Genomic DNA, 21,804 nt, shown 5'->3' with positions numbered 1-21,804 from the left:
GTGGTGTGCCGGCCCGCTCGACGGGTGGTGCGTGCGTCAGCCCGCGGCGTCCTCGGAGGTCGCGGGAGCCGCTGCCGGCTCCTCGCCACCCTCGGCGGAGTCCCCACGGCCGCGACGGCGGCGGTTGCGGCTGCGGCCGCCCTCGCGCCGCTCACCGCGGTCCTCGGACCGCGCCTGGCCGCCCTCGGAGCCCGACTCGTCGTCGGAGCCCGCGGCCTCGGAGGCGTCGGACCCGCCCTCGGAGGAGGCGTTGCCGCCCTCGCCCTCCGGGAGCACCGCGGCCAGCGAGAGCTTGCCGCGCGGGTCGATCTCCTTGAGCTCGACCTGGACCTTCTGGCCCACGGCCAGGACGTCCTCGACGGCGTCGATCCGCTTGCCGCCGACGAGCTTGCGCACCTCGGAGATGTGCAGCAGGCCGTCCTTGCCGGGCAGCAGCGAGATGAACGCACCGAAGGTCGTCGTCTTCACGACGGTCCCGAGGAAGCGCTCGCCGATCTCCGGCATCTGCGGGTTCGCGATGGCGTTGACCATGGCACGAGCCGCCTCGGCGGACGGGCCGTCGGTGGCGCCGATGTAGACCGTGCCGTCGTCCTCGATCGAGATGTCCGCGCCGGTCTCGTCCTGGATCTGGTTGATCATCTTGCCCTTCGGGCCGATGACCTCGCCGATCTTGTCGACCGGGACCTGCACGCTGATGACGCGAGGAGCGAAGGGGCTCATCTCGTCGGGCGTGTCGATGGCCTCGTTCATGACGTCGAGGATGTGCAGGCGGGCGTCACGGGCCTGGGTCAGCGCGCCGGCCAGGACCGAGGCGGGGATGCCGTCGAGCTTGGTGTCGAGCTGGATGGCCGTGACGAACTCGCGGGTGCCGGCGACCTTGAAGTCCATGTCGCCGAACGCGTCCTCGGCGCCGAGGATGTCGGTGAGCGCGGCGTACTGCGTCTCGCCGTCGACCTCGTCGGACACCAGGCCCATGGCGATGCCGGCGACCGGGGCGCGCAGCGGCACACCGGCGTTGAGCAGCGACAGGGTGCTGGCACAGACCGAGCCCATGGACGTCGAGCCGTTGGAGCCGAGGGCCTCGGACACCTGGCGGATCGCGTAGGGGAACTCCTCGCGCGTCGGCAGCACGGGCATGAGCGCCCGCTCGGCGAGCGCGCCGTGGCCGATCTCGCGGCGCTTGGGCGAGCCCACGCGACCGGTCTCACCGGTGGAGAACGGCGGGAAGTTGTAGTTGTGCATGTAGCGCTTGCGCGTCACCGGCGACAGGGTGTCGAGCTGCTGCTCCATGCGGAGCATGTTCAGCGTGGTGACACCCATGATCTGGGTCTCGCCGCGCTCGAACAGCGCCGAGCCGTGCACGCGCGGCAGGACCTCGACCTCGGCGCCGAGGGCGCGGATGTCGGCGAGGCCACGGCCGTCGATGCGGACCTTGTCGCGCAGGATGCGCTGGCGGATGAGCTTCTTCTGCACGGAGCGGTATGCCGCGGAGACTTCCTTCTCCCGGCCCTCGAACTCCTTGCCCTCACCGGCGAGGGACTCCTTGGCGGCGTCCTTGATCTCGTCGATGCGCTCCTCGCGCTCCTGCTTGCCGGCGATGGTGAGCGCCTGCGCCAGGTCGGCGGAGGTCGCGGCCTCGACCGCGGCGTACACGTCGTCCTCGTAGTCGAGGAAGATCGGGAACTCCTGGACGGGCTTGGCGGCCTTGCTCGCCAGCTCGGCCTGGGCCTCGCACAGGACGCGGATGAACTTCTTGGAGGCCTCGAGGCCCTCGGCCACGACCTCCTCGGTCGGGGCCTGCTTGCCCTCGTTCTTCACCAGGTCCCAGGTGGACTCGGTGGACTCGGCCTCGACCATCATGATGGCGACGTCGTCGCCCGCGATGCGGCCGGCGACCACCATGTCGAACGTCGAGCGCTCGATGTCGCTGAAGTTCGGGAAGGCGACCCACTGGCCGTCGATGAGGCTGACCCGGACGCCACCGACCGGGCCGCTGAAGGGCAGGCCCGAGATCTGGGTCGAGGCGCTGGCCGCGTTGATGGCGAGCACGTCGTACTGGTGGTCGGGGTTGAGCGCCAGGACCGTGATGACGACCTGGACCTCGTTGCGCAGGCCCTTGGTGAAGGTCGGGCGCAGCGGGCGGTCGATCAGGCGGCAGGTGAGGATGGCGTCGGTCGACGGGCGACCCTCACGACGGAAGAACGAGCCGGGGATCTTGCCCGCGGCGTACATCCGCTCCTCGACGTCGACGGTCAGGGGGAAGAAGTCGAAACCCTCGCGCGGGTGCTTCCCGGCGGTGGTGGTGGACAGGAGCATCGTGTCCTCGTCCAGGTAGGCGCTGACGGCGCCGCCGGCCTGCTTGGCCAGTCGTCCGGTCTCGAACCGGACCGTGCGGGTGCCGAAGCTGCCGTTGTCGATGACGGCTTCGGCGAAGGTGATCTCTGGACCCTCCATGGGCCCTCCGTTCTGTTCTCTCAGCGAACCTCGCGCATCGTCGTTGTGCGCGGGCTTCCTTCTGTGCGGCTCCGCAGCTCGTGCGGGACCGCCGTCCAGTATTCAGTTGTCCATGCGAAAGGGACGGTCCCCGTGTGGAGACCGTCCCAGTCGGATGCTTATCGGCGCAGGCCGAGGCGCTTGATCAGCGAGCGGTAGCGCTCGATGTCGACGCTCTCCAGGTAACGCAGGAGGCGGCGGCGACGGCCCACGAGGAGCAGGAGCCCGCGGCGGCTGTGGTGGTCGTGCTTGTGCGTCCGCGAGTGCTCGGTGAGGTCCTTGATGCGCTGCGTGAGCAGGGCGATCTGCACTTCCGGCGAGCCGGTGTCGCCCTCGGCGGTGGCGTACTCGGCCATGATCTTCTTCTTGACGTCGGCGTCCAACGACATGGGGCGACACTCTCCTTCTCAGGGTTGTTGCGCGGTGCGCCGGGGCTTGTCCCACCGGGCTCTCTGGATCCGCGGCCGTTCTACGGCAGGGTTCAGGCTACCAGCGGGGGCATGGCGTCCCTAATCGGTGCGTGCGGCGGCCGGACGACGCCCCGGCGCAGTGGGGTCCCAGCCCTGCGGGGTGGGGTGGGTCGCCCCCGCCACCCCCGCGGGGACGTCCAGCTCACGCACGATCCCCCCGCGGGCCGCCCAGTACCCCTGCCAGCTGGGCGAGCTCGCGCTGGCTGAGGTCGGCCTGTCGCCGGGCCTGGGCGAGGAGGCCGCCTACATCGAACGCCGTCGTCCCGGCAGCCGTCCGGAAGCCATCCCGCTGCTCCCCGTCTTCAACCCCCATGCCTGGAAGGTCCCACCTACCACCGACACCACCCAGACGGTGCCGCGCGCGTTGTGGGGTGCGGCCCGGGCGGCCCTGTCCGGTCAGGTCGTGGAGGTGGCGCCGGTGAGGGTGGCGTGCAGGTCCGGTGGCAGCTCCTCGCCGAGGTTGCGTGCGGCCAGCCAGGCCGCTCCCCCGACACCCGAACCACAGCGCGTGACCGGCGCACCCGGCCAACGCCCCGCGATGCGCTCCTCCACGAGGCTGCGCAGCCGCGCCGTCCCCAGCATCCCGCCCCCGAGCACCACGATGCTGGTGTCGCCCTCGTCGCGGACCTGCCCGAGCGTCGTGACGAGCTCGTCCGCCGCCGACTCGAGGATCGCCGCGGCAGCCGGCGACCCGGCCTCAGCGCACTCGACGACCACCCGCGCCAGCTCCGAGATGCGCACCGGCTCCACGGCATACGCGGCGCCGACGACGGCCTGGCGGTCCACCTCTGCGCGCCCGGTCAGCTGCTGCGCCACGGCCTCGGCGAGCGGGTCGCCCGGTGTCGCGACCGGCGCGCACGCGTGGCGCACCGCCGCCCGCCCGATCCAGAACCCCGAGCCGTGGTCACCGAGCAGCCAGCCGAGCCCGTCGGCAACGCGCCCCGCCCGGCCCCCCAGGAACTCCGCTGCGATCGCACCCGTGCCACTGATGAGCACCGAGCCGTCCGGCTCCGGCGTCCCCGACGCGAACGCCACGTCGATGTCGCCGATCAGCACCGGCCCACCGGGTAGTCCCATCTCGTGCCACACCTGTCGCAGCGCCTCGTGCGCACCGGTCTCCGAGCCGAAGCCCGCGGCACCGATGACGTTGCCGCGCACCAACGACCGGTCCACCCCCTCGAGCGCCTGCTCGAGCGCCGACCGGATCGCGGCCATCGCGGGACCGACGCCGCGCGAGATCGGGTTGCCGCCACCGGCGAGCCCGGTGCCCACGACCTTCCCGGACAGGTCGGCGACGAGCGCACGGCTGCTCGTCCCGCCGACGTCCATGCCGGCGACGAGGGTCACAGCAGGCGGCGGAGGCGACCGGCGTACCGTGCCTCGAGCGCGTTGTTGTGCTCGTCCCCCTCAGGGATGTTGGCCGACAGGTAGACAGGTGGCGTCTCCCCACGGGCCACCAGCCGCGCCAGGGTCTCGGCGACCATCATCTGCGCCAGCAGGGCGGCCGTGATCGACGAGAGCCCGCACGCCGTCCCGCCGCCGGGCAGCGGCAGCACCGCGTCACCGTAGGGCGCCCCGTTGTCCAGGACGATGTCCGCCACCTCGAACAGCCGCAGCCCGCTGGGGTGCCGCGAGGTCACCTGCGTCGTGTGCGCGAGCGACGTGACCGCGATGAGCGGGTGCCCCTTCTCCTTCACCAGGCGCGCGAACTCGACGATGCTGCCGTTGCCTCCGGAGTTGGAGGCGATGAGGAACACGTCCTGAGGCTGGGCGTCGAGGGCCAGGTCGTAGATGTGCCGGGCGAGCGAGGGGTCCCTCTCGAGCAGCCCGGCGCGCTCAGGGTCGGTGGCCGCGCCCTCCGCCCCGGCGGCGGCCACGGCGTCGCGCAGCGCCAGCCGGTTGGTGGGGATGAAGCCGCCCGCGCGCCCCGCGATCTCCATCGCGAACGCCTCGGAGTGACCGGTGCCGAACGCCTGCAGGACACCGCTGCCGGCGACGCAGTCGGCCATGAGGTCGGCCGCGGCGGCGATGCCCGCCGCCTGCGAGCTCGCGACCGCCGAGATGGCCTGCGCCGCGACGGAGGCGTATGCCGCGCCACTCAGCTCGGTGCCGGGCGGCACCGAGGCGGCGACGGGTTCGAGGGTGGGGGCCATGACGGGGTCCTCTCGCTACAGGGAGATGTCGGTCTGTTCGGCAGCACGCCACTCGTCGGCGCGGATGGCGTGGACGGCCAGGTCGGTCCACCGGCCCTTGAACCACGAGCCGCGCTCGAAGTAGGCCTCACGACGCATCCCCAGCCGTTCGCAGATGCGTGCCGACGCCGTGTTCTCGCTGTCGAGCTGCGCCCACACGCGGTGCACGCCGAGCTCGTCGAACGCCACCCGCACCAGCGCCTCCGCCGCCTCGGTCGCGTAGCCCATGCCCTGCATGTCGGGTGCGAGCACCCAGCCGATCTCCGCCTGCCGGCCGTCGTGGCCGTCGGGTCCGTCGAGGTGCAGCAGGACGTCCCCGATCACCCGGCCGTCGAGCTCGACGGCGAGGGTGCAGATGGGGTGCGAGGGCTCGATGCGCCCGGCGGTGGCACGTTCGGCCACCATGTCCTGCACCTGCTCGAGCGTCTTCGGCTCACCGGGGATGTACCGCACCACCTCCGGCACCGAGCGGTAGGCGAACACGTGCCGCTCGTCCCCCGGCCGCAGGCTGCGCAACACGAGGCGCTCGGTCGTGATCGGGAGCCGCACGCGCGGCATACCTGCTCCTGCCTCCCGGCCCCGGGCGGGGACAGGTGGGTCGACGCGGACTAGAGGTTGATCATGTGCCCGGCGATGCCCTCGATGGCCTCCTTGACCGCCTCGGACAGCGTCGGGTGGGCGAACACGTTGCGGGCGACCTCGTCGGCGGTGAGGTCCCACTGCTGCGCCAGCGTCAGGGCCGGCAGCAGCTCGGTGACCTCGGGGCCGATGAGGTGCGCCCCGAGCAGCTCGTTGTGCTTCGCGTCGGCGACGATCTTCACGAAGCCGACGCCCTCGGCCATGCCGCGCGCTTTGCCGTTGGCGGAGAAGGGGAACGACGCGGTCTTGACGTCGTATCCGCGCTCCTTCGCCTGCTCCTCGGAGTACCCGAACGAGGCGATCTGCGGCTGGCAGAACGTCGCCCGCGGGATCATGTCGAAGTTGATCTCCATCGTCTCGGCGCCCGCGATCGTCTCGGCCGCCACGACACCCATGGCTTCGGCGGTGTGCGCGAGCATGAGCTTGCCGGTGACGTCGCCGATCGCGTAGACGTTCGGGACGTTGGTGCGGCCGCGCTCGTCGACGGCGATGGCGCCGCGGTCGGTGAGCTGCACGCCGGTGCTCTCCAGGCCGTAGCCCTCGAGGCGCGGGGCGAACCCGATCGCCTGCAGCACCTTGTCGGTCTCGAGCACGGTCGACTCACCACCGGCAGCCGGGGAGACGGTGACCTTGACCTTCTCGCCGCTGTCGTCGATCGACTCGACCTTGGTCGACAGCAGGACCTTCACGCCGAGCTTCTTGTACTGCTTCAGCAGCTCCTTGGACACGTCGGCGTCCTCGGTCGGCACCATCCGGTCGAGGAACTCGACGATGGTCACGTCGACCCCGAAGTTCTTCATGACGTAGGCGAACTCGACGCCGATGGCGCCCGAGCCCGCGATGACGATCGACTCGGGGAGCTGGTCGGTGAGGATCTGCTCCTCGTAGGTCACGACGCGGTCGGAGAGCTTCGTGCCGGGGATGAGCCGGGTCGTCGCGCCGGTGGCGATGATGAGGTTGTCGAAGGTGATCGAGCGCCGCTCGCCGGACGTCAGCGCGACGTCCATGGAGGTCGGGCCGGTCAGGGTGCCCCAGCCCTCGAGCTCCTCGATTGTGTTCTTCTTCATCAGGTAGTGGACGCCCTTGGCGCTGGCCTCGGCGACCTTGCGGCTGCGCGAGTGCGTGACACCGAAGTCCATCGTGGGGTCACCGGAGATGCCGAACGTGGCCTTCTCCTGCGTGATGATGTGCGCGATCTCCGCGTTGCGCAGCAGCGCCTTGGAGGGGATGCAGCCGACGTTGAGGCAGACGCCGCCCCAGTACTTCGACTCGACGATGCCCACCTTCTTCCCGAGCTGCGAGGCGCGGATCGCCGCGACGTACCCGCCGGGACCGGCACCGAGGACAACGACGTCGAAGTCAGCCATGACGGCAAGCCTACTGACTGTCCGCGGCCTCGCCGCCGAGGGTCACCCCTCAGGCGACGAGAGCGGCCTCGGGCGCCGGCGCGGGGACGGTGCGGCGGCTCCGGAGGACCGCACGCAGGCGCCACGCCCCGAACACCGCGAGCAGGCTGATTCCGACGTGCGCGCCCACGAAGACGCTGCCCAGCCCGGCGCCGAGGAGCAGGCCGGCGACGAGCGGGCCGACCGCGGAGAACCCGGTCTGCAGCGCGGTGAACAGCCCCAGCGTGGTGCCCACGAGCCCGGACGGAGCCAGGCTGGCCGTGAGCGGGTTGAGCACCGGCGCGTACATCGTCTCGCCCACGGCGAAGATCCCGAACGTCGTGACGAACAGCGTCGCGGCCAGCTCGGGAGCCGTCCCCGCGACGGCCGACGCCCCGGCCAGCACCAGCCACGACAGCGTCCAGATGGCGCCGACGGCGATGAGCAGGGTCGGCCCGCTGCGGCGGGCAGTGAGCCGGACGACGACCATCTGCAGGGCGATGATGACGACGCAGTTCACCGCGGCCGCGAGGCCGATGGTGGTCTCGCGCACGTCCAGGACCGTGAGTGCGTACGCCGGGAGCCCGGACTCGAACTGGGCGTAGAACCCCAGCGCGAGCGTGACGGTCACCAGGGCCGTCCAGCGCAGGGCCGGCACGGCCCAGATGAGCCGCCACGCCTGACGCACGCCGGGGGGACGGACCTCACCGACGGGGGTGCCCACGGCGTCCCCTGCGGCCAGGTCCGAGCCGGCGACGGTGGCCGACGCGTCCACGACGTCGAGCTCGGCGCCCGCTCCCGGGCGTCCCCAGCGACGGGCGCCGGCGAGCAGGATGAGCCCGGCGGAGACCACGAACCCGGCGCCGGCCGCCGCGAACGCGGGCCACATGCCCGACTCGCGGTGCAGGTCCACGACGTAGCCCGCGGCGAACGCGCCGACGGCCATGCCGAGCGCCTGGCCGGTGAACTGCCAGGCGAAGACCTTGCGGCGGTCGCTGCCACCCACCCAGCGCAGCACCAGCACGGACTGCGCCGGCGCGGCCGCGGTGATGCCGAGGCCGAAGACGAACATGCCGGCCAGGAACGCCGCGGGCGACCCAGCGAACCCGAGCCCGACCGCACCGGCCGCCGCGACGACCTTGGCGCCCACCGCGACCAGCACGGGTGAGACCCGGTCGGCCAGGCGTCCCCCGAGGGGTGCCGCGAGCAGCGCGCCCACGGAGAACAGGCTCGACGCCGCGGCGGCGGCGATCGAGCCCCAGCCGCGGGTCGAGGCGGCGTAGGCGTACTGGTAGGGCAGGACGGTGCCCCAGCCGAGCATGGCGACGGCGGAGGCGACGATGAGGAGACGGGCGCGCATGGGAGGGTCAACACTTCTTCGATAACGAATATTTCGAAATCGAAATGTACCATGCCATGATGCCGCCATGACAGCGAGGTCGCGGCGCAGGCGCACCGCCCAGGAGCAGTACCGCGAGGCCGTGGCCAGTTACGTCGCGGCCGGCGGCGAGGAGTCAGTCCAGCGGGTCATCACGGCCGTGAACTCGCTGAGCCGCAAGCTCGACCAGTGGTACACGCGCCAGCTCGCGGACCTCGACCTCTCCCACGGCGAGTGGTCGGTCATCGCGCTCCTGGCGACGTCCGAGGGCCAGCCGGTGACGCCCACCCGGCTCGCGGACGCGGGCAACGTGGCGGCGTCCTCGATGACGCACCGGCTCGACAAGATGACCGAGCGCGGGCTCGTGCGCCGCTCCCCCGACCCGGACAACCGCACCCGGGTCCTGGTCGAGCTGACCACGCAGGGGTGGGAGCTGTTCGAGGCCGCCGTGCGCGAGGCGAACGTCGTCGAGTCCGACGTCCTGGCCCCCCTCACGCGCGAGGAGCGCGACCAGCTGGCCGCGCTCCTCGAGGTGGTGATCGCCGGGCTCGACGAGGTCGACCCGACCTAGGTGGTCGGGCCTGCGTCAGGCGCCGAGCTCCGGGAACCAGATCGCGATCTCGCGCTGGGCCGACTCGGGCGAGTCCGAGCCGTGGACGATGTTCTTCTGGACCTTCTCGCCCCAGTCACGGCCCAGGTCGCCACGGATCGAGCCGGGCGCGGCCTCGGTCGGGTTGGTGGCACCGGCCAACGAGCGGAAGCCGGGGATGCAGCCCTGGCCCTCGATGACCGCGGCGGTCACCGGGCCGCTGCTCATGAACTCCACCAGCGGCTCGTAGAACGGCTTGCCCTCGTGCTCGGCGTAGTGGGCGGCCAGCTTCTCGCGGGTGGGGGTGGTCACCGCGAGCGCGACCAGGGTGTACCCCTTGGCCTCGATGCGGCGCAGCACCTCCCCGGTGAGGCCGCGGGCGTACCCGTCGGGCTTGACCAGGACCAGGGAACGTTCGATCTGCGTCGTCACGCGCGCCAGCCTACCGAGCGGACGAGTCGGCCCCCGCCACGCGGTCCCGCTCGGCCACCTGGCGCTCGACGCGGTGGCACAGGACGAGCGAGCCGACCCACAGCACGGTGAAGATGAGCCCCACTCCGAGCATCGCCGGCACGACCACGGCGCTCACGAACGTCGCGACCTGGATCAGCCAGCCGAGGGTCACCCCCCACGGCCGGCGCATGGCGCCGGCGGCGAGGAAGCACAGGACCGCGAGCCCGATGCCCACCCACAGCCAGGCGTGCGCGTTGTCGTCCCCCTGCGCCAGCCCGACGCCGCGCGCCACCAGCGCGCCGAGGAAGACGACGACGCCCTGGCCGCCGAGCACCGTGGCGAGCATGCGCCAGGTGAACTTCCCGAGGCGGCCGTAGAGGACGATGCCCTTCACCGCCGGCCCCGCCCGTTCTCGCGCCACCGCACGAGCAGGAGGAACGCCACCACCACGAGCAGCACGACGACGAGCACCTTCATGCGACGAGGGTATGCCGTGTGCTGGACCTGCGTGCGTGGCGGCCCCGGCCTCGCAGGCCCGCGGGTGCCACCTAGACCTCGGTGGTGCCGAGCAGCATCCGCACCTCGGCGGCCGTGGTGACCGACCCGGTGGCCAGGACTCCTCCGGACACGCCGCCCTCGTCGGCGAGGCCGGCCGCGGTGTCGAGCGCGTCCGGCAGGTTCCGGACGACCGTCACCCGGCCCTCGCCGAAGATGTCCACCGCCACCTCGCCGAGCTCGTCGGGGTCCATCGCCCGCGGCGAGGTCGTGCGCGAGACGACGACGTGGTCGAGCACGGGCTCGAGCACCTCGAGGATCTCGGTGGCGTCCTTGTCCTTGAGGATGGCGATGACACCCACCAGCCGCGCGAAGTTGAACGACTGCTCGAGCGCCTGCCGCAGGGCGACAGCGCCGGCCGGGTTGTGCGCCGCGTCGACGACGACCGTCGGCGACCGGCGTACCACCTCCAGGCGCCCGGGCGACGCGGCCTTGGCCAGGGCCGAGCGCACGACGTCCGGGTCGAGCCGGGTCTCGCCACCGCCGACGAACGCCTCGACGGCCGCGACGGCCGTCATGGCGTTCTGCATCTGGTGCGGCCCGAACAGCGGCAGGAACAGGTCGTCGTAGTCACCGGCGAGGCCCTGCATCGAGAACTGCTGGCCCCCGACCGCGACGTCACTCTCCTTGAACCCGAAGTCGACGCCCTCGACCGCCAGCCGCGCCCCGACCTCCAGCGCCCGCTCGCGCAGGATCTCGACGACCTCGGCGTGCGGCTGCAGCGCCGACACCGCGATGGCGCCCTCCTTGATGATCCCGGACTTCTCCGTGGCGATGAGCTCGACGGTGTCGCCGAGGAAGTGCTGGTGGTCCAGGTCGACCGGCGTCACGACGGCCACCGAGCCGTCCGCGACGTTGGTGGCGTCCCAGCGGCCGCCCATGCCCACCTCGACGACGGCGACGTCGACCGGCGCGTCGGCGAACGCGGCATACGCCACGGCCACCAGGACCTCGAAGTAGGTCATCCGCGGGCCGCCCTCGGCGAGCGCCCGCGCGTCGACCATCTCGATGAACGGGATGACGTCGTCGTAGGCCGCGAGGAACTTCTCGGCGCTGATCGGCTGGCCGGACAACGCGATCCGCTCTCGCATCGAGTGCAGGTGCGGGGACGTGAAGCGGCCGGTCTTGAGCCCCATCTCCAGCAGCAGGGTCTCGACCAGCCGGGTGGTCGAGGTCTTGCCGTTGGTGCCGGTGAGGTGGATGACGGGGTACCCGCGCTGCGGGTCGCCGAGCAGCTCCATCACCGCGGCGATGCGGTCGAGGCTGGGCTCGAGGTCGTGCTCGGGCGCACGGGCGAGGATCGACTCCTCGACCTCGCGCATCCGCTTGGTCACCTCGAGGTTGTGCGCCGCCTCGCGCTGCGCGGCGTCCGGGCGTCCGGAGCGGCCCGGGTTCGTCGAGCCGGCCATCAGAGCTTCATCACCTTGATGCGCACGGGCTCGCCGTCCCCGACGACCGCCTCCGCCACGTCGCTGCGCTGCGGGAGCGCGTCGAGCTGGGGCGCCGAGCCGAACTGGCTCGCCAGCGTCTCCTCGACGATGAGCGCCTGGTGCGCGACCGTCGCCTCCCAGACCGCCTGCGAGCCGGTCACGGTCAGCGAGATCCGGTCGGAGACCTCGAGCCCCGCGTCGCGGCGGGCCTGCTGGACCGCCCGGACGACGTCGCGGGCCAGGCCCTCCTGGGCCAGCTCGGGGGTCACCTCGGTGTCGAGGACGACGAAGCCGCCGCCGGGCAGCATCGCCGTCGCCGTCGACCCGCCCTGCGCGTCGTCGACGACGGTCTCGAGCGTGTACTCGCCCTCGACCAGCTCCAGGCCGCCGGACGTCACGGTCCCGTCGGCCGCGACCGACCAGTCGCCGGACTTGCTGCCCTTGATGGCCTGCTGCACGTCGCGGCCCAGCCGCGGACCCGCGGCGCGGGCGTTGACGGTGAGCTTCTGCGAGATGCCGAAGTCGGCCTCGCTGGCCTCGCTGATGTCGCGCAGCACGACCTCGCGGACGTTGACCTCGTCGGCCACGATCGCACCGAAGTCCTTGAGCGACAGCGCATCCGGGACGACGACCGTCAGCCGCGCCAGCGGGAGCCGCACGCGCAGGCCGCCGGCCTTGCGCAGCGACGACGCCACTGAGCAGACCTCGCGGGCCCGGTCCATGCCGGCCACCAGGGCGTGGTCGGACGGCAGGTCCGAGGCCTCGGGCCAGTCGGTGAGGTGCACCGAGCGACCGCCGGTCAGGCCGCGCCAGACCTCCTCGGTCACCAGCGGCAGCAGCGGCGCCGTGACCCGGCACACGACCTCGAGCGCGGTGTAGAGCGTGTCGAAGGCCTGCTCGGCCCCGCCGCCGCCGGCCTGGCCGCCGGTGTCCCAGAACCGCTCCCGCGAGCGGCGCACGTACCAGTTGGTCAGCACGTCGACGAAGCCGCGCGTCGTCTCGCAGGCGCTCGCGACCTCGTACGCGTCGAGCTGGCTGGTCATCGTCTCGACGTACTCGCGCAGCTTGGCGAGCAGGTACCGGTCCAGCGGGTCGGTGGAGGCGGTCGACCACTTCGCGGCATACCCCTCACCACCCCTGAAAGCGTTGGCGTACAACGAGAAGAAGTACCAGGTGTTCCACAGCGGGATGATCACCTGGCGCACGCCGTCACGGATTCCCTGCTCGGTGACGACGAGGTTGCCGCCGCGCAGGATCGGGCTCGACATGAGGAACCAGCGCATCGCGTCGGCGCCGTCGCGGTCGAACACCTCGCGCACGTCGGGGTAGTTGCGCAGCGACTTGCTCATCTTCTGCCCGTCGGAGCCGAGCACGATGCCGTGGCAGATGACCGAGCTGAACGCGGGCCGGTCGAACAGCGCCGTCGCCAGGATGTGCAGGGTGTAGAACCACCCGCGCGTCTGGCCGATGTACTCGACGATGAAGTCGGCCGGGAAGTGGTGCTCGAACCACGCGGCGTTGTCGAACGGGTAGTGCACCTGCGCGTAGCTCATCGACCCCGAGTCGAACCACACGTCGAGGACGTCCTCGACCCGGCGCATCGTCGACTGCCCGGTCGGGTCGTCGGGGTTCGGGCGGGTCAGCTCGTCGACGAACGGGCGGTGCAGGTCGACCTCGCCGTCGGCGTTGCGCGGCAGCCGGCCGAAGTCCCGCTCGAGCTCCTCGAAGGAGCCGTAGACGTCGATCCGCGGGTACTGCGGGTCGTCCGAGCGCCACACGGGCACGGGGCTGCCCCAGAACCGGTTGCGGGTGATCGACCAGTCGCGGGCGTTCTCCAGCCACTTGCCGAACTGGCCGTGCTTGGTGTGCTCCGGCGTCCAGGCGATCTGCTCGTTGAGCTCGAGCATGCGCTGCTTGAACTTGGTGACCTCGACGAACCAGCTCGAGACGGCCTTGTAGATCAGCGGCTGCCGGCAGCGCCAGCAGTGCGGGTAGGAGTGGGCGTAGGACTCGCGGCGCAGCAGCACCGTGCCCTCGGTGACGGCGCCGTACAGCTCGTGACGCGCGGTCTCCTCGTCCTGGCCGTCGGTGGCCACGACCGCCTCGGGCGCGACGTTCGTGCGGTTCTTGAGGTGCTCGATGATCGGCGCGTTCGCGTCGAACACGAGCATGCCCTCGTACTCGGTCACGGGGAAGGTGAAGCAGCCGTCGGGGCCGACCGGCATGACCGGCTCGATCCCCTCGCGATCGGTGACCACCTTGTCGTCCTCACCGAACGCGCCGGCGCTGTGGACCAGGCCGGTGCCGTCGCTGGTCGTGACGAAGTCTGCCTCGACGACGCGGTGGGCGTTCTCGTGGCCCTCGTAGTAGGAGAACGGCGGCGTGTAGGAGCGACCCAGCAGGTCGCGGCCGGTGAGCCGCTCGACGACGTACGGCTCGACGTCGGCCTTGGCGTCGCCGAACAGCTCACGGGCGTACGCCTGCAGCCGCTCGGCCCCGATGACGTACCGCTCCGTGCGGCCGGTCGGGACGTCGGTCTCGACCACGACGTAGTCGATGTCGGGGTGGACCATCACCGCCAGGTTGCTCGGCAGGGTCCACGGCGTCGTCGTCCAGACGAGGGCGAGCTCGCCGGTCTCGAGCCGCACGCCGACGGTGACGGCCGGGTCCTGGCGGACCTGGTAGACGTCGTCGTCCATCCGCAGCTCGTGGTTCGACAGCGGCGTCTGGTCGTTCCAGCAGTACGGCAGGACGCGGAAGCCCTCGTAGACGAGGCCCTTGTCGTGCAGCGACTTGAACGCCCACATCACCGACTCCATGTAGTCGGGGTTGAGCGTCTTGTAGTCATGGTCGAAGTCGACCCAGCGGGCCTGGCGGGTCACGTAGTCGCGCCACTCGTCGGTGTACTTGAGCACCGAGCTGCGGCAGGCCGCGTTGAACTTCTCGATGCCGAGCTCGACGATCTCGTCCTTGGTCTTGATGCCGAGCTGGCTCATCGCCTCGAGCTCGGCGGGCAGGCCGTGGGTGTCCCATCCGAAGCGGCGCTCGACCCGGCGCCCGCGCATGGTCTGGTAGCGCGGGATGAGGTCCTTGACGTAGCCGGTCAGCAGGTGCCCGTAGTGCGGCAGTCCGTTGGCGAACGGCGGCCCGTCGTAGAAGACGAACTCGTTCTCGCCGTCCTCGCCGGCCGGGCGGTTGTCGACGGACGCCTGGAAGGTGCCGTCCTCGTCCCAGTAGCGCAGGATGCGCTCCTCGATCTCGGGGAAGCGCGGGGAGGCGGGGACACCCGCGGGGGCGGGCTGGTCGGCGCTGTCGCTGGAGACCTTCGGGTAGGCCATGGGGTCCGGGTCCTTCGTCGTCGTCGCTCGTGTCCCACGAGGACGACGGTCGCCGGGACGTCCCGGCACCACCGCGGTACCACCTCGCTTGCCGCAGCCGGTGCGCACGAGGTGCGCCCACGGCATACGACCGCTCTTGCCCAAGGCCGTGACGTGGCCCTGACGTCCGGTTCTACTGAGCACCACCCGGCGTGCCGTGTGCTGCCGTTCTTCCGGAGGCTCGCCGGTGATGGCCGGGTCGACGCCTGTGCGGACAGTCTAGCCGCAGTGGCGAGGGTCTCGTCGCGGACGTTCCGGCAGGTCGCGGGCCGGGTGTAGGGTGACGCCGTCGCCCTCGGGTGACACCACGACGCCTTTCCAGGGGAAGCCGGTCCGAGTCCGGCGCTGACCCGCAACCGTAGGCCACCGCGAGGTGGCGAGCCGGAATGCCTGGGAGCGCGGAGCGGCTCCATTTCCGTCGAGGTACGCGGGGCGGAGCCCGGACCCAGTCCGAGCTGCCCCCGGTTGTCCGCGCGAGCGCGGCACCGGGGTTTGTCACGTCTGGTGCCGGTGCCCGGTCGCGACACCGCTCGCATTTCGAGAGGCACCATGCAGCTCCTTCCCTCCAGCAGCCGCGCGGTCGGCGTGCTGACGCTGGCCACCGCGGCCGCCCTGCTCGCGCCGGGCGCGGCCCTGGCCGCCACGCCGGCGCCGTCCCCCACGACCGGCACGGCCACGACGACCACCACGTCGCCGACCAGCCCGTCGGCGCCGACCACGTCGGGCACGGGCACCGCCTCGCCGACGACGCCCGGCACCACCGCGACGGGGACGCCCAGCCCGACCGGCACCACCACCGCGTCGGGCACGTCGACCGCGGCCTCCGCCACCTCCACGGCGTCCACGACCGCTCCCCGCTCGAGCACGAACGCGACCTCGCCGAAGGTCGCGGCCACGACGAGCGCCGCCGACCCGCAGGTGCCGTTCGGGGGCGGGACCTCCCCGAAGGCGCTGCTGCCGGGCGGGACGTCCGCGCAGGCCGGCTACGCCGCGGGCTTCATCGTGCGCACGCTCGCCGCACGGGGCCACCACTACAACTACCCGGGCGGCACCTACTTCGACGGCGGCAACACCATCGACGCCGTCCTCGGGCTCGACGGCGCCGGCCTCGGCAGCACGGAGGCTGCGTCCGCCTACGCCTACCTGACCGCGAACGTGGGCGGGTACATCGGGACCGACTACTCCTCGCTGTACGCCGGCCCGACCGGCAAGGCGCTGCTCGCCGTCGTCGCCCAGGGCGGGAACCCGCGCGACGTCGGCCCCACGCACGTCGACCTGCTGGCCGAGCTCGGGAAGTCGCTGGGCGCCGCCGAGCCGGGGCGCTACTCCGACCTGCCCGTGACGGGGTGCGGCTACAGCCCGTGCGACTACTCCAACACGATCGGGCAGGCCCTCGACGTCATCGGCGTCGGCCGCGCGACCGGCGCGGTCCCGCAGTCCGCGGCGGACTACCTGCTGGCGCAGCAGTGCGCCGACGGCGGCTTCCGCGGCGACCTCGCGGCCGCCGGCGGGGCCTGCACCAGCGACGTCGACGCGACCGCCTTCGCCGCCCAGGCCGTCATCGGCCTCCTCGGGGCGAGCGACCCGGCTGCCGTCAAGGCGCTGTCCTTCCTCGCAGCCCGGCAGGCCGCGAACGGTGGCTTCCTCAACGGCGACGGGCAGTACAACGCCAACACGGCGGGCGTCGCCGCGCAGGCCTTCGCCGCCGGCGGGCGCCCGGTCGAGCTCGCCCGGGCCCAGCAGTTCCTCGCCTCGTTGCAGTTCGACTGCACGGCGACGGCCGGCCTGCGCGGTGGCATCGCCTTCACCGCCGCCGACCGCGCCACGCTCACGGCCAAGCCCGGCGACACCGCTGCCCTCGACCGGGCCCTGCGCGCGACCCCGCAGGCCACCCTCGGGCTCGCCGGTGGCGACCTGCTGACCGTCACCTCCGACGGCGCGTCCACCGCGGCTCCCTCGCCGACCTGCCCGACGGCCCCGGCCACCTCGACGAGCAGCACCAGCACCGCACCGGCGGCCTCCCCCGCAGCAACCACCACCGCTGCAGCGCCGGCAGCCCCGGCCGCGGCCTCGGCCACCCCGGGGAGCCTCGCCTTCACCGGCGCCGACATCGCAGCCACGGCCGTCCTGGGCCTGCTGCTCCTGCTCGGCGGCATCGCCGCGACCGTCCTGGCCCGCCGCAAGGGGGCGCACGCCTGATGCGCCACCTCGGCCGGTTCCTGGCCGCTGCCGGGCTCGTCGTCGCCGGCGGCCTCGCCCTCCCGGGCGGGGCCGCGCAGGCGGCGGCGTGCTCGGGGACGACCGGCGTGACGGTCGTCATCGACTACGGGTCCAGCTCCAGCACGCTCTGCGGACCCGACGCCTCGAGCGCCATCCGCGTGCTGACCTCCGTCGCCTCCGTCACCTACCCGCCGCAGTACCCCGGGACGGTCGTGTGCCAGATCAACGACGTGCCGTCGCAACCGTGCACCCGGATGCCCCCGAGCAGCGCCTACTGGGCCTTCTTCCACGCGACCCGTGGTGGCTCGTGGGTGTACAGCAGCAGCGGCGTCGCTGAGTACGACCCGCCGCCGGGCAGCGTCATCGGGTTCGCCTTCGGGTCCGGGGGTGCGCCCAGCTCACCTCCTCCCGCGGCCGCACCGAAGCCGTCGCCCACGCCGAGCCCCTCCTCGACGTCGAGCACGCCCCGCAGCACCGGGACCTCCTCGACACCTGGGTCGACCGGCTCCTCCTCGCGCCCGTCCTCCCCCACGACCGTGCTGCCCAACGGCTCCACGGCCACGGTGTCCGCCACCGCACGGACCCAGGCCCCGACCGCCAGCCGGCCGTCCACCGCCACCACCACGTCGTCCGCCTCGGCGACCACGACCACCACCGCACCCCCGGCGTCCGGCTCCACCGAGCAGACCGCCGCGGCGACGGCCGGCGAGCCCACCAGCGGGTCCGGCTCCCCGGCCACGCTCCTCGCGGGCGTGGGGCTGGTGACGCTGGTCGGCGCCGCCGCGGCATACCTGGCCCTGCGCCGCCGGGCCCAGCAGCACTAGGAGGCCCATGAGCAGGCTCGGCGCACCGCTCCCCCGCCACCTCCACCCGGTCGCCTGGTGGGTGTGGGCGGTCGGGCTCGCCGTCGCCTGCTCGCGCACCACCAACCCCCTCCTGCTGCTGCTGGCCGTGGCCGTCGCGGGCCTGGTGGTCGTCGCCAAGCGCGGCAGCTCGCCGTGGGCCCGGGCGTTCCGGCTCTACCTGGGTCTGGGCGCGTTCGTCGTGGTGGTGCGGGTCGTGCTGCACGTGCTCGTCGGGTTCAAGTTCGGCGACCACCGGCTGTGGACGCTGCCCAGCGTCGACCTGCCCGGCATCACGCTCCTCGGGCCGCTGTACCTCGAGGGACTGCTGGCCGCCGCGGTGGAGGGCCTGCGGCTGGCCGCCATCATCGCCTGCGTGGGGGCGGCGAACGCGCTGGCCAACCCCAAGCGGCTGCTGCGCGCCGTCCCGGCCGCCCTGCACGAGGTCGGCACGGCCGTCGTCATCGCCGTGACGGTCGCGCCGCAGCTCGCCGACAGCGTCCAGCGGGTGCGCAGCGCGCGAGCCCTGCGTGGGGAGGGAGGCACCGGGCTGCGCGCGGTGGGCCGTGTTGCCCTGCCCGTGCTCCAGGACACTCTCGACCGGTCGCTGCTGCTCGCGTCGGCGATGGACTCGCGGGGCTACGGCCGCCGGGTCGCCCAGGGCACGCTGGCGCGCCGGGCCACGGCGTCACTGACCCTCCTCGGGCTGCTCGGCGCCGCGCTCGGGACCTACGGGCTGCTGGACAGCACCGCACCCGCGTTCGTCGGCGCCCCCATGCTCGTGGCCGGCCTCGGCCTGTGCGCCGCCGGCATGGTGGTCGGCGGGCGGGCCGTCCACCGCACCGTGTACCGCCGCGACCCGTGGGCCCTGCCCGAGTGGGTCGTGGCCGGCAGCGGGGTCCTGGCCACCGCCGCGGTGCTGGCCCAGGCCTCCGTCGCCCCGGGCGGCCTCGCCCAGCCCCTGTCACCGCTCGCGCCGCCCGCGCTCCCCCTGCTCGCCGTGGCCGGGCTGCTCGTGGCCGCGCTCCCGGCGTTCCTGGCCCCGTCACCCCCCGTCCCGCGCCGGGAGGCCTCGTGACCGGCCCCGTCGTCGTCCTCGACGACGTGACCGTCAGGTATGCCGGTGCGCCGGCGCCCACGCTCCGGTCGGCCTCCGTCGTCGTCGAGGAGGGCGAGCTCGCCCTCGTCGTGGGCCGCACCGGCTCCGGCAAGTCGACCCTGCTCGGCGCCGTGAGCGGCCGCGTCCCCCACTTCACCGGCGGGCACCTCTCCGGCCGGGTCACGGTCGGGGGGCTGGACACCCGGACGCACCGGCCGCGCGACCTCGCCGGGACCGTCGGGGTCGTCGCGCAGGACCCGCTGGCCGGCTTCGTCACCGACACGGTCGAGGAGGAGCTCGCCTACACCCTCGAGCAGCTCGCCGTTGACCCGCCGGCCATGCGCCGCCGGGTGGAGGAGGTCCTCGACGTGCTGGGGATCGCCGAGCTGCGCGACGCGCCCCTGCGCGACCTGTCCGGGGGCCAGCAGCAGCGGGTCGCCATCGGGGCCGTCCTCACGGCCGGCCCGCGCCTGCTCGTCCTCGACGAGCCCACCTCCGCCCTCGACCCGGTGGGCGCCGAGGAGGTGCTGGCCACCCTGAGCCGGCTCGTGCACGACCTCGGGCTCACGGTCGTGGTCTCGGAGCACCGGCTGGAGCGCGTCGTGGGTGCGGCGGACGTGGTCCTGGCCGTCGGCGACGACGGCTCCGTCCGGCAGGGCGCGCCGCGCGACGTGCTGGCCGGCTTCCCGCTCGCCCCGCCCGTGGTGGAGCTCGGCCGCTGGGCCGGCTGGGACCCGCTGCCGCTCACCGTCCGCGAGGCCCGCAGGGCGGCGACCGACCTGCGCCACCGGCTGCGGGGGCACGCACCGGACGCGACGGAGCAGGGCGGCGGGGCCGCGACCCGGGACGCGGCGGCAGCGCCGCGGGACGCCGCGGCAGCGATCCGTCAGGCCGCGGACACCCGCGCCCTGCATCCCGCCGTGGCCGTTCCTGCGCTGGGGTGCAGCGCACTCGAGGTCCGGCACGGACAGGTGCACGCCGTGCGTGGCGTCGACCTCGACCTGCGCGCCGGCGAGGTCCTCGCGCTCATGGGGCGCAACGGCTCGGGCAAGTCCTCGCTGCTGTGGGCCCTGCACGGCACGGGCCACCGATCCGCCGGGACGGTCTCCGTCGTGGACCCTGACGGGGCGCTGCGCGACCCGGCCGGCGTCAGCCCGCGCACACGGCGCCGACTGGTCGGGCTGGTGCCGCAGAGCGCACCCGACCTGCTCTACCTCGACACCGTCGCGGCCGAGTGTCGGCAGGCCGACCACGAGTCGGCGAGCGCGCGTGGGACCGCCCGCGGCCTGCTCGACCGCCTGGCGCCGGGGATCCCCGACGACGTGCACCCGCGGGACCTCTCCGAGGGCCAGCAGCTCGCGCTCGCCGTGGCCGTCCAGCTTGCGGCCGCCCCGCGGGCGGTCCTGCTCGACGAGCCCACCCGGGGCCTGGACCGTCCCGGCAAGGAGGCGCTCGTGGAGGTCCTGCGCGCCCTCGCCGCCGACGGCCGGGCAGTGGCCGTGGCGACCCACGACGTCGAGTTCGCCGCGGAGGTCGCCGACCGCGTGGTCGTGCTCGCGCAGGGGCGCGTCGTGGCGGACGGCCCGGCCCGGGACGTCCTGGCCGACTCCCCCGAGTTCGCCCCGCAGGTTGCCAGGGTCCTGGCCCCGGCCCGGGTCCTCACCGTCGCCGAGGCCGTGTCCACCCTGGCGACGCTGACCGGCCAGGAGGTCCCGCGGTGACCGCACACACCGCCGACCCGCAGCCGTCCCGCGAGCCCGCGGCCCGACCCACCGTGGGCCCAGCCGTCGTGCGACGCGCCCGCTCCGCCGTCGCCCTGCGCCCGCGGTCCACCGCCGCGCTGGCCCTGGTCTCGGTCGCCGGCCTGTTCGCCTTCCTCTGGCCGCTGCTGGCCAGTGCCGACTCCTCGCTCGGGCGCAGCGGCGACGCCCCCCTCGTCTTCGCCCTGCTGCTGCCGCTGCTGCTCGCCGTCGTGCTCTCCGAGATCGCGGAGGGCGGCCTCGACGTCAAGGCCGTGGCGATGCTCGGGGTCCTGTCCGCCGTCGGCGCCGCGCTGCGGCCCCTGGGGGCCGGGACCGCCGGGCTGGAGACCGTGTTCTTCCTGCTCGTCCTCGGCGGCCGCGTGTTCGGGCCCGGGTTCGGGTTCGTCCTCGGCTCGACCACCCTGTTCGCCTCCGCGCTCGTGACCGGCGGTGTGGGGCCGTGGCTGCCGTACCAGATGCTCGGTGCCGCCTGGGTCGGCCTCGGCGCCGGGCTGCTGCCCCGCACCCGCCCGCGCTGGGAGGTCCCGCTGCTGTGCGCCTACGGGGCGCTGGCCGGGCTGCTGTACGGCGTGGCGCTCGACTTCTCGTTCTGGCCGTTCGCCACCGGGCTCGACGGCCACCTGTCCTTCGTCGCGGGAGCGCCGGCCTGGGAGAACCTGCGGCGGTTCGCGGTCTTCTCCGCGGCAACCAGCCTGTGGTGGGACCTCGGGCGGGCAGTCACCAACGTCGTGCTCATCGCCGTGACCGGCCGGGCCGTGCTCGCCACGCTGCGCCGGGCCGCCCGGCGGGCCGCCTTCGACGCGGAGACCGCGTTCGACGGCGCGCCGGCGCCGGCACAGCCGGGCGCCCCGGACACGGCGCCGGCAGGAGGCCGGCTCCCCGACGGGGAGCCGGCCGCTCGGCATACGCTGCGGGGATG

18 protein-coding genes and 1 riboswitch are annotated in these 21,804 nt (G+C 73.2%); of the genes, 6 read left to right on the top strand and 12 right to left on the bottom strand.

What is annotated here, in order from left to right; genetic code table 11:
- Positions 1 to 36 precede the first annotated feature (36 nt).
- The 8 genes from ACFUC1_RS15140 to ACFUC1_RS15105 form a co-directional block, all read right to left on the bottom strand.
- The gene (locus tag ACFUC1_RS15140; protein WP_379121196.1) at positions 37 to 2,454 is read right to left on the bottom strand and encodes a polyribonucleotide nucleotidyltransferase; all 2,418 of its coding nucleotides are present in this window, start codon (positions 2,452 to 2,454) and stop codon (positions 37 to 39) included.
- A gap of 158 nt (positions 2,455 to 2,612) precedes the next feature.
- Entirely contained in the window at positions 2,613 to 2,882 is a 270-nt protein-coding gene (gene rpsO, locus ACFUC1_RS15135) for a 30S ribosomal protein S15 (RefSeq protein ID WP_310148318.1), read from the bottom strand.
- A gap of 223 nt (positions 2,883 to 3,105) precedes the next feature.
- Entirely contained in the window at positions 3,106 to 3,276 is a 171-nt protein-coding gene (locus ACFUC1_RS15130; protein WP_379121194.1) for a hypothetical protein, read from the bottom strand.
- Between the two features lie 83 nt (positions 3,277 to 3,359).
- A complete protein-coding gene (locus tag ACFUC1_RS15125) occupies positions 3,360 to 4,310 on the bottom strand; it encodes an N-acetylglucosamine kinase (protein WP_379121191.1) in 951 nt (316 codons plus the stop codon).
- The gene (locus ACFUC1_RS15120) at positions 4,307 to 5,116 is read right to left on the bottom strand and encodes a sugar isomerase domain-containing protein (RefSeq protein WP_379121189.1); all 810 of its coding nucleotides are present in this window, start codon (positions 5,114 to 5,116) and stop codon (positions 4,307 to 4,309) included. The genes ACFUC1_RS15125 and ACFUC1_RS15120 overlap by 4 nt, the downstream gene beginning before the upstream one ends.
- A 15-nt stretch (positions 5,117 to 5,131) precedes the next feature.
- On the bottom strand, positions 5,132 to 5,713 hold the full coding sequence (locus ACFUC1_RS15115; protein WP_379121186.1) for a GNAT family N-acetyltransferase: 582 nt from the start codon (positions 5,711 to 5,713) through the stop codon (positions 5,132 to 5,134).
- Positions 5,714 to 5,763: 50 nt separating this feature from the next.
- A complete protein-coding gene (lpdA, locus tag ACFUC1_RS15110; RefSeq protein ID WP_379121184.1) occupies positions 5,764 to 7,161 on the bottom strand; it encodes a dihydrolipoyl dehydrogenase in 1,398 nt (465 codons plus the stop codon).
- A 49-nt stretch (positions 7,162 to 7,210) separates the two neighbouring features.
- Entirely contained in the window at positions 7,211 to 8,539 is a 1,329-nt protein-coding gene (locus ACFUC1_RS15105; protein ID WP_379121182.1) for an MFS transporter, read from the bottom strand.
- A gap of 67 nt (positions 8,540 to 8,606) precedes the next feature.
- On the opposite strand from ACFUC1_RS15105, the gene ACFUC1_RS15100 reads away from it, so the two are divergent.
- Entirely contained in the window at positions 8,607 to 9,128 is a 522-nt protein-coding gene (locus ACFUC1_RS15100; protein ID WP_379121180.1) for a MarR family winged helix-turn-helix transcriptional regulator, read from the top strand.
- Between the two features lie 15 nt (positions 9,129 to 9,143).
- On the opposite strand, the gene ndk is transcribed toward ACFUC1_RS15100, so the two are convergent.
- From ndk to ileS, 4 genes are all read right to left on the bottom strand, one after another.
- Complete coding sequence (gene ndk / locus ACFUC1_RS15095) at positions 9,144 to 9,578, bottom strand: nucleoside-diphosphate kinase (RefSeq protein WP_379121178.1); 435 nt, start codon at positions 9,576 to 9,578, stop codon at positions 9,144 to 9,146.
- Positions 9,579 to 9,588: 10 nt separating this feature from the next.
- Positions 9,589 to 9,993: a DUF4233 domain-containing protein gene (locus ACFUC1_RS15090; protein ID WP_379121176.1), complete on the bottom strand. Its 405-nt coding sequence runs from the start codon at positions 9,991 to 9,993 to the stop codon at positions 9,589 to 9,591.
- Between the two features lie 154 nt (positions 9,994 to 10,147).
- Positions 10,148 to 11,563, bottom strand: a complete 1,416-nt coding sequence (locus tag ACFUC1_RS15085; RefSeq protein WP_379121173.1) for a bifunctional folylpolyglutamate synthase/dihydrofolate synthase — start codon at positions 11,561 to 11,563, stop codon at positions 10,148 to 10,150.
- Positions 11,563 to 14,922 (bottom strand): isoleucine--tRNA ligase, encoded by a 3,360-nt coding sequence (gene ileS, locus ACFUC1_RS15080; RefSeq protein WP_379121171.1) that lies wholly within the window; start codon positions 14,920 to 14,922, stop codon positions 11,563 to 11,565. Before ileS ends, ACFUC1_RS15085 begins: the two co-directional genes overlap by 1 nt.
- A 361-nt stretch (positions 14,923 to 15,283) precedes the next feature.
- Positions 15,284 to 15,352, top strand: a riboswitch (cobalamin riboswitch).
- 158 nt (positions 15,353 to 15,510) lie between these two features.
- Between ileS and ACFUC1_RS15075 the strand changes: the two genes are divergently transcribed.
- The 5 genes from ACFUC1_RS15075 to ACFUC1_RS15055 all read left to right on the top strand — a co-directional run.
- On the top strand, positions 15,511 to 17,160 hold the full coding sequence (locus tag ACFUC1_RS15075; protein WP_379121169.1) for a hypothetical protein: 1,650 nt from the start codon (positions 15,511 to 15,513) through the stop codon (positions 17,158 to 17,160).
- Entirely contained in the window at positions 17,160 to 18,005 is an 846-nt protein-coding gene (locus tag ACFUC1_RS15070) for a hypothetical protein (RefSeq protein WP_379121167.1), read from the top strand. The genes ACFUC1_RS15075 and ACFUC1_RS15070 overlap by 1 nt, the downstream gene beginning before the upstream one ends.
- Positions 18,006 to 18,012: 7 nt before the next feature.
- Positions 18,013 to 19,101 carry an energy-coupling factor transporter transmembrane component T gene (locus tag ACFUC1_RS15065; protein ID WP_379121165.1) on the top strand — a complete coding sequence of 363 codons (1,089 nt, stop codon included), beginning with the start codon at positions 18,013 to 18,015 and terminating at the stop codon, positions 19,099 to 19,101.
- Positions 19,098 to 20,843, top strand: coding sequence for an ABC transporter ATP-binding protein (locus ACFUC1_RS15060; protein ID WP_379121163.1), 1,746 nt, complete (start codon positions 19,098 to 19,100; stop codon positions 20,841 to 20,843). Before ACFUC1_RS15065 ends, ACFUC1_RS15060 begins: the two co-directional genes overlap by 4 nt.
- A partial coding sequence (locus tag ACFUC1_RS15055; protein WP_379121161.1) for an ECF transporter S component occupies positions 20,840 to 21,804 on the top strand: 965 nt, incomplete at its 3' end. The genes ACFUC1_RS15060 and ACFUC1_RS15055, both read left to right, overlap by 4 nt.

The organism is Pedococcus sp. NPDC057267 (genome assembly GCF_042668795.1).
Taxonomy (GTDB): Bacteria; Actinomycetota; Actinomycetes; order Actinomycetales; family Dermatophilaceae; genus Pedococcus.
The sequence above is the reverse complement of the archived record's forward strand: the minus strand, read 5'-3'. Positions and strand labels throughout refer to the sequence as shown.

Coding starts and splice junctions, on each gene's coding strand:
- ACFUC1_RS15100 (WP_379121180.1), top strand. CDS start 8,607: ATGACAGCGAGGTCGCGGCGCAGGCGCACCGCCCAGGAGCAGTACCGC.
- ACFUC1_RS15075 (WP_379121169.1), top strand. CDS start 15,511: ATGCAGCTCCTTCCCTCCAGCAGCCGCGCGGTCGGCGTGCTGACGCTG.
- ACFUC1_RS15070 (WP_379121167.1), top strand. CDS start 17,160: ATGCGCCACCTCGGCCGGTTCCTGGCCGCTGCCGGGCTCGTCGTCGCC.
- ACFUC1_RS15115 (WP_379121186.1), bottom strand. CDS start 5,713: ATGCCGCGCGTGCGGCTCCCGATCACGACCGAGCGCCTCGTGTTGCGC.
- ACFUC1_RS15085 (WP_379121173.1), bottom strand. CDS start 11,563: ATGGCCGGCTCGACGAACCCGGGCCGCTCCGGACGCCCGGACGCCGCG.
- lpdA (WP_379121184.1), bottom strand. CDS start 7,161: ATGGCTGACTTCGACGTCGTTGTCCTCGGTGCCGGTCCCGGCGGGTAC.
- ACFUC1_RS15105 (WP_379121182.1), bottom strand. CDS start 8,539: ATGCGCGCCCGTCTCCTCATCGTCGCCTCCGCCGTCGCCATGCTCGGC.
- ACFUC1_RS15130 (WP_379121194.1), bottom strand. CDS start 3,276: ATGGGGGTTGAAGACGGGGAGCAGCGGGATGGCTTCCGGACGGCTGCC.
- ACFUC1_RS15065 (WP_379121165.1), top strand. CDS start 18,013: ATGAGCAGGCTCGGCGCACCGCTCCCCCGCCACCTCCACCCGGTCGCC.
- ACFUC1_RS15140 (WP_379121196.1), bottom strand. CDS start 2,454: ATGGAGGGTCCAGAGATCACCTTCGCCGAAGCCGTCATCGACAACGGC.
- ACFUC1_RS15120 (WP_379121189.1), bottom strand. CDS start 5,116: ATGGCCCCCACCCTCGAACCCGTCGCCGCCTCGGTGCCGCCCGGCACC.
- rpsO (WP_310148318.1), bottom strand. CDS start 2,882: ATGTCGTTGGACGCCGACGTCAAGAAGAAGATCATGGCCGAGTACGCC.
- ileS (WP_379121171.1), bottom strand. CDS start 14,922: ATGGCCTACCCGAAGGTCTCCAGCGACAGCGCCGACCAGCCCGCCCCC.